General features: G+C 53.6%; 12 protein-coding genes. 9 read left to right on the top strand and 3 right to left on the bottom strand.

Going from position 1 to position 14536, the window contains the following annotated elements:
- Positions 1-17: 17 nt before the first annotated feature.
- Genes ssuE through ssuB form a run of 5 tightly spaced genes read left to right on the top strand, consistent with a single transcriptional unit; the run spans position 18 to position 4269 of the window.
- The gene (gene ssuE, locus QNN86_RS06135; protein WP_096757652.1) at positions 18-593 is read left to right on the top strand and encodes an NADPH-dependent FMN reductase; all 576 of its coding nucleotides are present in this window, start codon (positions 18-20) and stop codon (positions 591-593) included.
- Positions 586-1560 (top strand): sulfonate ABC transporter substrate-binding protein, encoded by a 975-nt coding sequence (locus QNN86_RS06130; protein WP_181619023.1) that lies wholly within the window; start codon positions 586-588, stop codon positions 1558-1560. Before ssuE ends, QNN86_RS06130 begins: the two co-directional genes overlap by 8 nt.
- On the top strand, positions 1557-2702 hold the full coding sequence (gene ssuD / locus QNN86_RS06125) for an FMNH2-dependent alkanesulfonate monooxygenase (RefSeq protein WP_279277046.1): 1146 nt from the start codon (positions 1557-1559) through the stop codon (positions 2700-2702). Before QNN86_RS06130 ends, ssuD begins: the two co-directional genes overlap by 4 nt.
- An 11-nt stretch (positions 2703-2713) precedes the next feature.
- On the top strand, positions 2714-3505 hold the full coding sequence (ssuC, locus tag QNN86_RS06120) for an aliphatic sulfonate ABC transporter permease SsuC (protein WP_182270093.1): 792 nt from the start codon (positions 2714-2716) through the stop codon (positions 3503-3505).
- A complete protein-coding gene (gene ssuB / locus QNN86_RS06115; RefSeq protein WP_181619020.1) occupies positions 3502-4269 on the top strand; it encodes an aliphatic sulfonates ABC transporter ATP-binding protein in 768 nt (255 codons plus the stop codon). The genes ssuC and ssuB overlap by 4 nt, the downstream gene beginning before the upstream one ends.
- Positions 4270-4373: 104 nt before the next feature.
- Here the strand turns inward: ssuB and pepN are convergent, their stop codons facing one another.
- Entirely contained in the window at positions 4374-6986 is a 2613-nt protein-coding gene (pepN, locus tag QNN86_RS06110; RefSeq protein ID WP_182270094.1) for an aminopeptidase N, read from the bottom strand.
- 265 nt (positions 6987-7251) lie between these two features.
- Here pepN and pncB point away from each other — a divergent pair, with 265 nt between their 5' ends.
- From pncB to aspC, 4 genes are all read left to right on the top strand, one after another.
- Positions 7252-8454 carry a nicotinate phosphoribosyltransferase gene (gene pncB, locus QNN86_RS06105; protein WP_182270095.1) on the top strand — a complete coding sequence of 401 codons (1203 nt, stop codon included), beginning with the start codon at positions 7252-7254 and terminating at the stop codon, positions 8452-8454.
- A gap of 167 nt (positions 8455-8621) precedes the next feature.
- Positions 8622-10022, top strand: coding sequence for an asparagine--tRNA ligase (asnS, locus tag QNN86_RS06100; RefSeq protein ID WP_181619018.1), 1401 nt, complete (start codon positions 8622-8624; stop codon positions 10020-10022).
- A gap of 615 nt (positions 10023-10637) precedes the next feature.
- Complete coding sequence (gene ompF, locus QNN86_RS06095; RefSeq protein ID WP_414210776.1) at positions 10638-11714, top strand: porin OmpF; 1077 nt, start codon at positions 10638-10640, stop codon at positions 11712-11714.
- Between the two features lie 183 nt (positions 11715-11897).
- Entirely contained in the window at positions 11898-13088 is a 1191-nt protein-coding gene (gene aspC, locus QNN86_RS06090) for an aspartate transaminase (protein WP_135912320.1), read from the top strand.
- Between the two features lie 78 nt (positions 13089-13166).
- On the opposite strand, the gene QNN86_RS06085 is transcribed toward aspC, so the two are convergent.
- Both QNN86_RS06085 and QNN86_RS06080 read right to left on the bottom strand, forming a co-directional pair.
- The gene (locus tag QNN86_RS06085) at positions 13167-13814 is read right to left on the bottom strand and encodes an MBL fold metallo-hydrolase (protein ID WP_182270096.1); all 648 of its coding nucleotides are present in this window, start codon (positions 13812-13814) and stop codon (positions 13167-13169) included.
- A gap of 27 nt (positions 13815-13841) precedes the next feature.
- Complete coding sequence (locus tag QNN86_RS06080; protein ID WP_096757664.1) at positions 13842-14390, bottom strand: YcbK family protein; 549 nt, start codon at positions 14388-14390, stop codon at positions 13842-13844.
- Positions 14391-14536 lie beyond the last annotated feature (146 nt).

Here is a 14536-nt window from a genome sequence, read left to right as displayed (position 1 = left end):
AAGGAGAGATTGTAAATATGCGTGTTATCACTCTGGCGGGTAGCCCACGCTTCCCCTCTCGCTCCAGCGCCCTACTGGAATATGCGCGAGAAAAACTGCACGGACAGGATGTCGAGGTCTATCACTGGAATCTGCACAATTTTGAGCCCGAGGATCTGATCTATGCGCGCTTCGACAGTCCGGCACTGAAGACGTTTATCGAACAGTTGCAGGATGCAGACGGACTGATTGTCGCCACGCCGGTCTACAAAGCGGCCTATTCCGGCGCATTGAAAACCTTGCTCGACCTGCTCCCCGAACGTGCACTGGAAGGCAAAGTCGTGTTGCCACTGGCCACCGGCGGCACCGTGGCACATTTACTGGCCGTCGATTACGCCCTGAAACCGGTACTCAGCGCACTGAAGGCCCAGGAGATCCTGCACGGCGTTTTCGCCGATGATTCGCAGGTTATTGATTATCAACATAAGCCGCAGTTCACGCCGAACCTGCAATTACGCCTGGACAGTGCACTCGAGACCTTTTGGCAGGCGTTGCAGCGTCGTGATGTCCAATTTGTGCACGTGAACACGCTGCGGGGTGCCGCCCATGCTTAATTTACTCAAACGCCATACGCCGTGGCTGGCGCTGACCGGACTGCTGTCTTTATCCACGCTGGTTGACGCCGCAGAGACCGCGCCAGACGCCCTGCGCATTGGCTATCAGAAAGGCAGCGTCAGCATGGTGCTGGCTAAAAGCCATCAGTTGCTGGAAAAACGCTACCCACAAACAAAAATCTCCTGGGTGGAGTTTCCAGCCGGCCCGCAAATGCTGGAGGCGCTCAATATCGGCAGCATCGATCTGGGCAGCACGGGTGATATCCCACCGATTTTTGCTCAGGCCGCCGGGGCCGATCTGGTCTACGTGGGCGTCGAGCCACCAAAACCACATGCGGAAGTGATTCTGGTCCCGAAAGACAGCTCCATCCACACCGTCGCAGAGCTTAAAGGGCATAAGGTCGCCTTGCAGAAAGGCTCCAGCGCGCACAATCTGCTGTTGAGGGCCCTGCAGCAGGCCGGGTTGAAGTTTACCGATATCCAGGCTACCTGGCTGACGCCCGCCGATGCGCGTGCCGCTTTCCAACAGGGGAATGTGGATGCATGGGCAATTTGGGACCCGTATTACTCCGCCGCCTTGCTGCAAGGTGACGTACGCGTACTCAAAGACGGTACCGACCTCAAACAAACCGGATCGTTTTATCTTGCCGCACGCCCTTATGCCGAGAAAAACAGCGCATTTGTTCTGGGAGTGCTGGACACCTTCAGCCAGGCCGATGCCTTAACGCTCAGCCAACGCCAGCAGAGCATTACCTTATTGGCGAAAACGATGGGGCTGCCAGAGCCAGTCATAGCGTCTTATCTGGACCATCGCCCGCCAACCACCATTACGCCGGTCAGCGCTTCTGTTGCCGCATTACAGCAACAAACTGCCGATCTGTTTTATGACAACCGTTTGGTGCCGAAAAAAATCGATATTCGCCAGCGTATCTGGCACCCCACTCAGCAGGCAGGAACAAAATTATGAGTCTGAACATGTTCTGGTTTTTACCCACGCACGGTGACGGTCATTATCTGGGAACAGAAGAAGGTGCACGCCCGGTCGATCATGGTTATCTGCAACAAATTGCGCAAACGGCCGACCGCCTGGGATTTACCGGGGTACTGATCCCGACAGGCCGCTCCTGTGAAGATGCCTGGCTGGTTGCCGCCTCAATGATCCCGGTCACCCGGCGATTAAAATTTCTGGTCGCGCTGCGCCCCAGCGTGACGTCCCCCACGGTGGCGGCACGCCAGGCGGCAACGCTCGACAGACTGTCTAACGGCCGCGCGCTGTTTAACCTGGTGACGGGCAGCGACCCACAGGAGTTGGCGGGCGATGGCGTATTTCTCGATCACACCGAGCGTTATGAAGCTTCGGCTGAATTCACCCAGGTATGGCGACGCTTGCTACAGGGCGACACCGTGGATTTTAACGGTAAACACGTTCACGTCCGTGGGGCGAAACTCTTTTTCCCACCCATACAGCAACCTCATCCGCCACTGTACTTCGGCGGGTCTTCCGACGTAGCGCAGGAACTGGCCGCTGAGCAGGTGGATCTCTACCTGACCTGGGGTGAGCCGCCCGACCTGGTGAAAGAGAAGATAGAGCAAGTACGGGCAAAAGCAGCGGCGCTTGGGCGTAAGATCCGCTTTGGTATTCGCCTGCACGTGATTGTGCGCGAAACCACCGCAGAGGCATGGCAGGCAGCGGATCGCCTGATTGCCCATCTGGATGATGACACCATTGCCAAAGCCCAGGCCGCTTTCGCCAGAACCGACTCTGTAGGCCAGCACCGAATGGCGGCGCTGCACAACGGCAAGCGCGACCAGCTGGAAATTAGCCCGAATCTGTGGGCCGGCGTTGGGCTGGTACGCGGCGGAGCAGGCACAGCGCTGGTGGGCGATGGTCCGACTGTGGCGGCACGGATTAACGAGTATGCCGCGCTGGGTATCGACAGCTTTGTGTTGTCCGGGTATCCGCACCTGGAAGAGGCGTACAAGGTTGGCGAGCTGCTGTTCCCGCACCTGGATGTGGCGATCCCAGAAATACCGCAGCCTCAACGCCTGCATCAACAAGGTGAAGCCGTGGCGAACGAATTTATTCCGCGTAGCGTCGCGCAACGTTAAGGAGCCCGATGATGGCAACGCCGCAAAATAAGTGGTTATTTCGCCTGGCTCCGTGGTTTTTACCGGTAGGCCTGGTGACGCTCTGGCAGCTGGCATCGTCCATAGGCTGGCTGTCCACCCGCATCCTGCCCTCTCCGGAAGGGGTAGTGGAAGCCTTCTGGACGCTTTCCGTCAGCGGTGAACTTTGGCAGCATCTGGCGATCAGCACCTGGCGGGCGACGATCGGCTTTTGCATCGGCGGATCGATTGGCCTGACGTTGGGGCTGATAAGCGGCCTGTCACGCTGGGGGGAACGATTACTGGACACCTCGGTGCAGATGCTGCGTAACGTACCGCATCTGGCGCTTATCCCTCTGGTCATTTTGTGGTTCGGTATTGATGAATCCGCCAAGATCTTTCTCGTTGCGCTGGGTACGCTGTTCCCGATTTACATCAACACCTGGCACGGGATCCGCAATATCGATCGCGGGCTGGTGGAAATGGCGCGCAGCTATGGGTTATCCGGTCTTTCACTGTTTATCCATGTGATCCTGCCCGGCGCTCTGCCCTCGATCATGGTCGGCGTACGTTTTGCTCTCGGGCTAATGTGGCTGACGCTTATCGTGGCAGAAACAATCTCGGCGAACGCTGGCATCGGCTATCTGGCAATGAATGCCCGCGAGTTTCTGCAAACCGATGTGGTGGTGGTAGCCATCATTCTCTACGCCCTGCTCGGCAAGCTGGCCGATATCAGCGCGCAATTACTGGAACGCAGTTGGCTACGCTGGAACCCTGCTTACCATGCGAAGGAGACCACCGTATGAATACCACCCGTTTAAATCAGGGAATTCCGCTACTGCTTAGCGGCGTAACAAAACGCTACGGCGCCAATACGGTGCTCAATCAGCTAGATTTGGCCGTTCCGGCGGGGCAATTTGTTGCCGTAGTGGGCCGCAGCGGCGGCGGGAAAAGTACCCTGCTGCGTCTGCTGGCCGGTCTGGAATCCCCCACCGCAGGGGAATTACTTGCCGGCAGCGCGCCGCTGGCGGATATTCAGCATGATACGCGAATGATGTTTCAGGACGCACGCCTGCTGCCGTGGAAATCAGTCATTGATAACGTAGGACTGGGCCTTAATGGCCACTGGCAAGATGCAGCCCGGGATGCGCTGACGTCTGTTGGGCTGGAAAATCGGGCGCAGGAATGGCCTGCCGCCCTTTCCGGTGGGCAAAAACAGCGCGTGGCGCTGGCACGGGCACTGATTCATCGTCCCGGATTACTGTTGCTGGATGAACCACTGGGCGCGCTGGACGCGTTAACGCGTCTGGAAATGCAGGATTTGATTGTCTCGCTGTGGCAAAAACAGGGATTTACCGTACTGCTGGTCACCCATGACGTCAGCGAAGCGGTGGCGATGGCCGATCGCGTGTTGCTGATTGAAGAGGGAAAAATCGGTCTGGATTTAACGGTCGATATTCCACGCCCACGGCGACCAGGTTCAGTGCGCCTGGCAGAACTGGAGGCGAAAGTGTTAAATCGGGTGATGCAGCGTGGCGAGGCAGAACAGTCAATCCGACTGCATGGATAAACATCCCGGACGTTGTAGGCCCGGTAAGCGTAAGCGCCACCGGGCATTTTGCCGGATGGCGGCTTTAGCGCCTTCTCCGGCCTACAAAACGACAGGTCAACGTCTCAGGCTAACGCTTTGGTTATCTTCTCGAACAAATCGCCGGACAAATTCTCCAGACCTTTCAGTTGCTCGAGCGCCGCACGCATCTTCGCCTGGCGTTTGGCATCATAACGTTTCAAGCGGATCAGCGGTTCAATCAGACGTGAGGCCACCTGCGGGTTACGGCTGTTCAGCTCGGTCAGCATGTCGACCAGGAACTGATAGCCGCTGCCATCTTCCGCATGGAACGCCGCCGGGTTGCTGCCCGCAAACGCGCCAATCAAAGAACGAATACGGTTCGGATTGCTCATGCTAAAGGAACGATGCTGCAACAGGCTGCGTACCGTTTCCAGCACGTTGTCCGCGGGGCTTGTGGATTGCAGGATAAACCATTTATCCATCACCAGACCGTCATGATGCCACTTGTCGTCATACGCCTGCATCAGCGCATCGCGACACGGCAACTGCGCCGCTACCGCCGCGGACAGGGCCGCCAGCGCATCGGTCATGTTGTTCGCTTCACGGTACTGCTTGCTCACCAGGGTATCTGCCAGTTGCGTTTCGCCGAAAGCCAGGAAACGCAGACAAGCATTACGCAGCGTGCGCTTGCCAATATCAGCGTGCTCAACGCGGTACTCGTCAAGATGGTTGGCGTTATAGATTGCGAGGAATTCATCTGCCAGTTCGGTTGCCAGCGTGCGGGTTAACGCCTCGCGCACCTGGGTGATGGCCACCGGATCGATAATCTCAAACAGCTCGGCAATTTCATTTGCCGAAGGCAGGGTCAGGATCTCTGCTGCCAGCGCCGGATCGATTTTCTCATCCAACAAAATGGCACGGAACGCATCAGCCACGTGCACCGGCAACGACAGCGGTTGCCCTTGCTGATGGCGAGCAACGTTCAGCTTGATATAGGTGGCCAACAGGCTTTGCGCCGCATCCCAACGGGAGAAATCGTTACGCGCGTGACGCATCAGGAACGTTAACTGCTGATCGCTCCATTTATATTCCAGTTTTACCGGTGCAGAGAATTCACACAGCAGTGCAGGAACCGGCTGGAAGTAGACATTATCAAAGACAAAGGTCTGCTCCGCCTGGGTAACGTTGAGCACAGAATTCACCGGATGCCCGCCTTTTTGCAACGGGATCGCTTTGCCTTCGTTGTCGTACAGTTCGATGGCAAAAGGAATATGCAACGGCAGTTTTTCCGCTTGATCCGGCGTGGCCGGCGTGCGTTGGCTAATCGTCAGCGTGTATTGCTCGGTGGCCGGGTTATAGTCATCACGCACGGTCACAATCGGCGTGCCAGACTGACTATACCAGCGGCGGAAATGCGAGAGATCGACGTTAGACGCATCTTCCATCGCCTGCACGAAATCATCACAGGTCGCCGCGCTGCCGTCGTGACGTTCAAAATAGAGCTGCATTCCCTTCTGGAAATTCGCCTCGCCCAGCAAGGTGTGGATCATCCGAATCACTTCTGCGCCCTTTTCGTACACGGTCAGCGTATAGAAGTTGTTCATCTCAATGACACTATCCGGGCGGATAGGATGCGCCATCGGGCTGGCGTCTTCGGCAAACTGCAGGCCGCGCATGGTACGTACGTTACTAATACGGTTAACGGCGCGAGAACCGAGATCGGAGCTAAACTCCTGGTCGCGGAACACGGTTAAGCCTTCTTTCAGGCTCAACTGGAACCAGTCGCGGCAGGTCACGCGGTTGCCGGTCCAGTTGTGGAAGTATTCGTGGCCGATCACGCGCTCAATATCGAGGTAATCTTTGTCGGTGGCGGTATCAGTACGCGCCAGCACGTATTTGGAGTTAAAGATATTCAGACCTTTATTCTCCATCGCGCCCATATTAAAGAAGTCCACCGCGACAATCATGTAGATATCGAGGTCATACTCCAGGCCAAAACGCTCTTCATCCCACTTCATGGAATTTTTCAGCGAAGTCATCGCCCACGGCGCGCGATCCAGGTTACCGCGATCAACGTACAGCTCTAACGCCACTTCACGCCCGGAGCGGGTGGTAAAGGTGTCGCTCAGCACATCGAAATCACCGGCCACCAGGGCAAACAGATAGCATGGTTTCGGGAACGGATCCTGCCACTGTACCCAGTGACGCCCGTTGTCCAGCTCGCCCTGGGCAATGCGGTTACCGTTAGACAGCAGGAACGGATAACGAGTTTTATCGGCGATAATTTTAGTGGTAAACCGTGCCAGCACGTCTGGGCGGTCGAGATACCAGGTAATATGGCGGAAACCTTCTGCTTCGCACTGCGTGCACAGCGCTTCACCGGATTGATACAGACCTTCCAGTGCGGTATTCGCCGCCGGGCTGATTTCATTCACGATATGCAGCGTAAAACGTTCCGGCAGGTGGCTGATGACCAGCGCCCCCTCTTCTTCTTTATACTCTGTCCACGGTTCGTCGTTCACGTGGATTGACACCAGGGTCAGATCCTCGCCATTCAGGCGCAGAGGGGCATCGGACGCACCATGACGGACAGCCTGGCTCACGGCAGTGACCACGGTTTTTTCAGCATCCAGGTCAAAGGTCAAATCAATATCAGTAATCTGGTAATCCGGCGCACGGTAGTCGTGGCGGTATTTGGCTTGTGGCTGTTGTGTCATAAAAAACCTTTAGCATCTATGGTAGTGTCTCGGGTTCAGTCTATTCCTGTTGCGTAAATCGCGCTATGCAGAATGTTCATCTTTTCAGGCACAAACACCCTTTTTGCTACATTTGTATAACACGAGGCACGAATTGCCCTCGACCAGAAAGTCAGCTTATGGTGTGATCGGGGTTCAATAAATCGCTAAACAGGGTATACTCCAGCGGTTTTCTTAGTTGTTTATTGTACTAAACGCTCCCGTGAGAGGATGCTACTGCGCACCTATGACACAATTCGCTTCTCCTGTTCTGCACTCGCTGCTGGATACAGATGCTTATAAGTTGCATATGCAGCAAGCCGTTTTTCACCACTACTATGATGTACAAGTAGCGGCTGAATTTCGTTGCCGTGGCGATGACCTGCTCGGTATTTATGCCGATTCTATTCGCGAGCAGGTGAATGCTATGCAGCACCTGCAACTGCAGGAGGACGAGTACCAGTGGCTCTCCAGCCTGCCTTTCTTTAAAGCTGATTACCTCAGCTGGCTTCGCGATTTCCGCTATAACCCGCAGCAGGTATGCATCACCAACGATAACGGTAAGCTGAATATTCGTTTAACCGGCCCGTGGCGTGAAGTCATCATGTGGGAAGTCCCGCTGCTGGCAGTGATTAGCGAGCTGGTGCACCGCTACCGTTCGCCAGAAGTCGGTGTGCCGCAAGCGCTGGATGAACTGGAAGGCAAACTAGTCGAATTCTCTGCTTTAACGAAAGATGTCGATATGTCCCGCTTCCATCTGATGGATTTTGGTACGCGCCGTCGTTTTTCGCGTGACGTGCAGCAGGCGATTGTTAAACGTCTCCAGCAAGAGCCATGGTTTGTCGGCACCAGTAACTACGATCTCGCCCGCCGCCTGTCATTAACGCCAATGGGGACTCAGGCACACGAATGGTTCCAGGCTCATCAACAAATTAGCCCTGAACTTGCCACCAGTCAGCGCGTCGCACTTGCCGCATGGTTGCACGAGTACCCTAATCAACTCGGCATTGCGCTGACCGATTGCATCACCATGGACGCCTTTTTACGCGATTTCGGCGTTGAGTTTGCGACCCGCTATCAGGGTCTGCGCCATGACTCTGGCGATCCGCTGGAATGGGGTGAAAAAGCCATCGCGCATTACGAGAAATTGGGTATCGATCCACTGAGCAAAACGCTAGTGTTCTCCGATAATCTCGATTTGCAGAAAGCAATCGAACTGTATTGCCACTTCTCTTCTCGCGTGCAGCTGAGTTTTGGGATTGGCACACGCCTGACCTGCAATATTCCTCAGGTCAAGCCGCTGAATATCGTTATCAAGCTGGTCGAATGCAACGGCAAACCGGTGGCGAAGTTATCCGACAGCCCGGGTAAAACCATTTGTCATGATAAAGCGTTTGTCCGTGCGCTGCGCAAAGCCTTCGATCTACCGCATATCAAAAAAGCCAGTTAATCTCTCCAGGGAGTCGTTTCGACTCCCTTTTCGCGTTTATTTCCGAAATCTTTCACTCCAGCTACGAATTCTGCTTGTCTGATTGCAGATGCCAGGTAACATAGGTATCCCCCCCATTTACGGGTGGACATGTTTTTATATATCCGACTATTAACAGAGAGACTATTATGAGCGTAGTGCCTGTAGCCGACGTACTCCAGGGCCGCGTAGCCGTTGACAGCGAAGTCACCGTGCGCGGATGGGTGCGTACCCGCCGAGATTCAAAAGCTGGCATCTCCTTCCTCGCCGTTTATGACGGTTCCTGCTTTGATCCTGTACAGGCCGTCATCAATAATTCTCTGCCCAATTACAATCAAGACGTATTACGTCTGACGACGGGCTGCTCGGTTATCGTAACGGGTAAAGTCGTTGCGTCTCCAGGACAGGGACAGAGCTTTGAAATCCAGGCAACCGACGTTGAAGTAACCGGCTGGGTTGACGATCCTGATACCTACCCAATGGCCGCTAAACGTCACAGCATTGAGTACCTGCGTGAAGTGGCGCATATGCGTCCGCGCACCAACATGATTGGTGCAGTCGCGCGCGTTCGTCATACGCTGGCGCAAGCGCTGCATCGCTTCTTCCACGAGCAGGGTTTCTTCTGGGTATCCACTCCGCTGATCACCGCTTCCGATACCGAAGGCGCCGGTGAAATGTTCCGCGTTTCAACGCTGGATCTGGAAAACCTGCCGCGTAACGATCAGGGTAAAGTCGATTTCGATAAAGACTTCTTTGGTAAAGAAGCGTTCCTGACCGTTTCAGGTCAGCTGAACGGCGAAACCTACGCCTGTGCCCTGTCTAAAATCTACACCTTTGGACCGACCTTCCGTGCCGAGAACTCCAATACCAGTCGCCACCTGGCTGAGTTCTGGATGCTGGAACCGGAAGTTGCGTTTGCCGATCTGAACGATGTTGCAGGTCTGGCTGAAGCCATGCTGAAGTATGCGTTCAAGGCCGTACTGAATGAGCGTGCAGACGACATGAAATTCTTCGCTGAACGTGTCGACAAAGACGCGGTTTCACGCCTGGAGCGTTTCATTGAGGCTGATTTCGCACAGGTGGATTACACCGACGCGGTAAGCATTCTGGAAAACTGCGGTAAAAAATTCGAGAACCCGGTTTACTGGGGCGTGGATCTGTCTTCCGAGCATGAACGTTACCTCGCGGAAGAGCACTTTAAAGCGCCGGTGGTAGTGAAAAACTACCCGAAAGATATCAAAGCGTTTTATATGCGCCTTAACGAAGACGGTAAAACCGTCGCGGCAATGGACGTACTGGCGCCGGGAATTGGCGAGATCATCGGTGGTTCACAGCGTGAAGAACGTCTGGACGTGCTGGATGCCCGCATGCTGGAGATGGGGCTGAACAAAGAAGATTACTGGTGGTATCGCGATCTGCGTCGCTACGGCACCGTTCCGCATTCCGGTTTCGGTCTGGGCTTTGAGCGTCTGATAGCCTACGTCACTGGCGTACAAAACGTTCGTGATGTTATCCCGTTCCCGCGTACACCGCGTAACGCCAGCTTCTGATCCTGAATGATTCTGCCAAAGGCCAGCATTGCTGGCCTTTTTTATATCCGTCGCTCACAAACGATTTTCCGCTTAAGACAGACTCTTCATTCTTACTGAATACAATCTCTTACTCCATTCATCCTGTTACGTAATATTTCCCTGCAACATATACGCACAAAAAATAATCAGCATTTTATTGTGGATTAGCATTTTCTGATTAAATAGACCATTTTTTAACCATTCACATGGCATTCTGGACGGCTAAAAATAGTCAAGTGTAAAAATCGATCTTTCCGGCATCCGCACAGAAAAACACCGTTATGCTAATTAAACATAAGAAAATCATATAAATAGAAATGAAACTGTTGTTTTTTAGCGCGGGGACAGCTGAAGTTTGATATTGTTCACAAAGTTGCATAAAAATAACACTTAGTTACACATTTTTTCTTTTTGAAACTAAATCTTTATATTTGTAGCACTTTGACGGTAGCGAAACGGTTGTTTGAATGGAAAGATGCCTGTCAGACACATAAAGACACCAAACTCTCATCAATAGTTCCGTAAATTTTAATTGACGGAATTTATTGGCGGCAGTGGCAGGTGTCATATAAAAACCGATGAGGGTAATAAATAATGATGAAGCGCAATATTCTGGCACTGGTTATCCCTGCTCTGCTGGTAGCCGGGGCAGCTAACGCTGCAGAAATCTATAATAAAGATGCCAACAAGCTGGATCTGTATGGTAAAGCGGTAGGCCTGCACTATTTTTCCAAGCACAACGGTGATAACGCCTATGCAGCAAACGGCGACCAAACCTATGCTCGTCTTGGTTTCAAAGGGGAAACTCAAATCAATTCCGAACTGACGGGTTACGGTCAGTGGGAATACAACTTTGCCGGTAATAACTCCGAAGGTGGTGACGACGCTCAGGAAGGCAACAAAACCCGTCTGGCATTCGCTGGTTTGAAATATGGCGACCTGGGTTCCTTCGATTATGGTCGTAACTACGGCGTCGTTTACGATGCGCTGGGCTATACCGATATGCTGCCGGAATTCGGTGGTGATACCGCGGCTTCCGACCAGTTCTTCTCTCAGCGTAACGGCGGTCTCGCAACCTACCGTAACTCCAACTTCTTCGGTCTGGTTGAAGGCCTGAACTTCGCCGTACAGTACCTGGGCAAAAACGAGCGTGATGACGTTCGTCGCTCTAACGGCGACGGTGTTGGCGGTTCCGTAAGCTACGAATTCGAAGGCTTTGGTATCGTTGGTGCCTACGGTGCAGCTGACCGTACAGATGCTCAGCAAAACCCGCTTCTGCGCGGTCATGGCGACAAAGCTGAGCAGTGGGCGACCGGTCTGAAATACGACGCCAACAACATCTACCTGGCAGCAAACTACAGCGAAACCCGTAACGCTACCCGTATCAGTAACGGCTACGCTAACAAAACTGAAGACGTGCTGCTGGTTGCTCAGTACCAGTTCGACTTCGGCCTGCGCCCATCCCTCGCCTATACCAAATCTAAAGGTAAGGACATTGAAGGTATCGGTGACGTAGATCTGGTGAACTACTTCGAAGTGGGTGCGACTTACTACTTCAACAAAAACATGTCCACCTATGTTGATTACATCATCAACCAGATCGATTCTGACAACAAACTGGGCGTAGGTTCTGACGACACCGTTGCAGTCGGTATCGTATACCAGTTCTAATAGCAGACCTCTTTGCTAAATGCCTAAAAAACAGGACTTCGGTCCTGTTTTTTTATGACCGCCAGCGGATTCTTGCGTCTTCAAAAAACACTCTATCTTTTCGTCACTAACGGTTGGCATTTTGTAAATCTACCGTTAACCTGATAGCGGACTTCCCTTCTGTAACCACAATGGAACCTCGTCATGTTTGAGAACATTACCGCCGCTCCCGCCGACCCAATTTTGGGCCTGGCTGATTTGTTTCGTGCCGATGACCGCCCAGGGAAAATCAACCTCGGGATCGGTGTATATAAAGATGAGACAGGCAAAACGCCGGTGCTGACCAGCGTGAAAAAAGCCGAGCAATATATACTGGAAAATGAAACCACCAAAAACTACCTTGGCATTGACGGTATTCCGGAGTTTGGTCGCTGCACTCAGGAATTACTGTTTGGTAAAGGTCACGCACTGATTAACGACAAACGCGCACGTACCGCGCAAACCCCTGGTGGTACCGGTGCATTGCGTGTGGCGGCTGATTTCCTGGCAAAAAATACCTCAACGCAGCGCGTATGGGTAAGTAACCCAAGCTGGCCGAACCATAAAAGCGTCTTTAACTCCGCCGGTCTGGAAGTTCGTGAGTACAATTATTACGACGCGGCCAGCCATTCATTAGACTTTGATGCGCTACTGGCAAGCCTCAGTGAAGCACAGGCAGGTGACGTGGTACTGTTCCACGGTTGCTGCCATAACCCTACCGGTATTGACCCTACGCTGGAGCAGTGGCAAACGCTGGCACAGCTGTCGGTAGAAAAAGGCTGGTTACCACTGTTCGACTTCGCTTATCAGGGCTTTGCTCGTGGTCTGGAAGAAGATGCCGAAGGCCTGCGCGCATTCGCCGCGCTGCACAAAGAGCTTATTGTCGCCAGCTCTTACTCCAAGAACTTTGGCCTGTACAATGAGCGCGTGGGTGCCTGTACGCTGATTGCTGCCGATGCCGACACCGTTGACCGTGCGTTCAGCCAGATGAAGTCCGTCATTCGTGCCAACTATTCCAACCCACCGGCCCACGGTGCGTCGGTTGTCGCCACCATTCTGAGCAATGATGCCCTGCGTGCAATCTGGGAGCAGGAACTGACCGACATGCGTCAGCGCATTCAGCGTATGCGTCTGCTGTTTGTGAATACATTGCAGGAGAAAGGGGCAAACCGTGACTTCAGCTTTATCATCAAACAGAACGGCATGTTCTCCTTCAGCGGTCTGACGAAAGAACAGGTTCTGCGTCTGCGTGAGGAGTTTGGCGTTTACGCTGTCGCTTCCGGACGCGTGAACGTAGCGGGTATGACACCTGACAACATGGCGCCGCTGTGCGAAGCGATTGTTGCCGTGCTGTAAGCTCACCTGAAAAGAGAAAGCCCGCATATTCGTGCGGGCTTTTTTTTGCCGTATGGCGAGGCGGCTGACGGACTGGATTTACCAGACCGGCATTTCATCCTGCAGGAACGGATTATGCTGGCGTTCATTCCCCAACGTGGAAAGCGGACCGTGACCAGGAATAAACGTCACATCATCGCCCAAGGGTAATAACTTGCGTTTAATCGAGTCGATCAGCTGGCTGTGATCCCCACGCGGGAAGTCGCTGCGTCCGACTCCACCTTTGAAAATCACATCGCCTGAAATCAGCAGCTTTGACTGTTCATCAAAGAAGACCACGTGCCCCGGCGTGTGGCCCGGACAATGCAACACCTGTAACGTCACGTTGCCAACGCTGATGCGATCGCCTTCGTTTAGCCAGCGATCGGGCGTTAACGGCTCGCAGTCACCCAAGCCAAACATGCGGCTCTGCGAAGGCAGTCCCTGTAGCCAGAACTCATCTTCTTTTTCCGGACCGATAACCGGTACACCATAATGTTGCGCCAGTTCAGACGCCGCGCCCACGTGGTCAAGATGACCATGGGTGAGCAGGATCTGCATAAGCGTCAGACCGCTGGCATCCACTTCCTGTTTGATTTTATCGGCATCGCCGCCGGGATCGACCAACGCGGCAAGACGCGTTTGTTCACACCAGATCAGCGAGCAGTTCTGAGCGAATGCAGTGACCGGAATAATACGATAGTTCATACAGCTCCTGTTTCATTAAGCGACGGCTCACCAGTGCCGTGCAGGCCCGGTGTCAATATGCACAAAGTTACTGCGTGGGTAGTATCCTACACCACCTGCGCGCATAGATAACGCAGCTTTGCGAATATTACTTAATGCAACGCCTTCAATGTGGAAATCCATTGCCTGTCCTTTGGTGTGGTAGCTTTTCTTTGCCACACCGCGACTGCGCGCACGTAATTCGTTGTTGGTATCGACAGAACGATAGCCGGAGATCAGCTGTACGGGTTTACGCGTGCCAAGGAGGCCTTGCAGACGGAAGAGTTGATCGAACAATCCCGGATCGATGGACTTGACTTTATTCGCGCGGAAATCACGGAAAAAGTGGTTAAGTTTTGCTAATTCGTCCTGAATATAGCCCCTGCCATCAAAAAACTCAGCTTTAATTGACTCACCGGTATGCAGGTTATTCAGAGTCAATATACGCGGACGTGGGGTGGAGAGTGTGGCAAACGCAGGCGTGGGCAGGATGGCGGCGCCGAGGGCAACGCCACCAAGCGCCAGCAGTTTGCGGCGATTAGCGTCAAATTTGTCCATGGTATTAAGGTCTACAAGGTCAATGTTATCGTATGTATGCTCTAGCGCACGCGGGAAACCTTACCGGGCTAACTAGTCTGCGTCAAGGCTCCCAACCCCAGGAAATACGGGGCCTGCAGCCATTTCACCCCGTTTCCAACATAACT

Origin of the sequence: Citrobacter sp. C348 (genome assembly GCF_047467975.1) — a bacterium.
Classification (GTDB): domain Bacteria; phylum Pseudomonadota; class Gammaproteobacteria; order Enterobacterales; family Enterobacteriaceae; genus Citrobacter; species Citrobacter gillenii.
The sequence above is the reverse complement of the archived record's forward strand: the minus strand, read 5'-3'. Positions and strand labels throughout refer to the sequence as shown.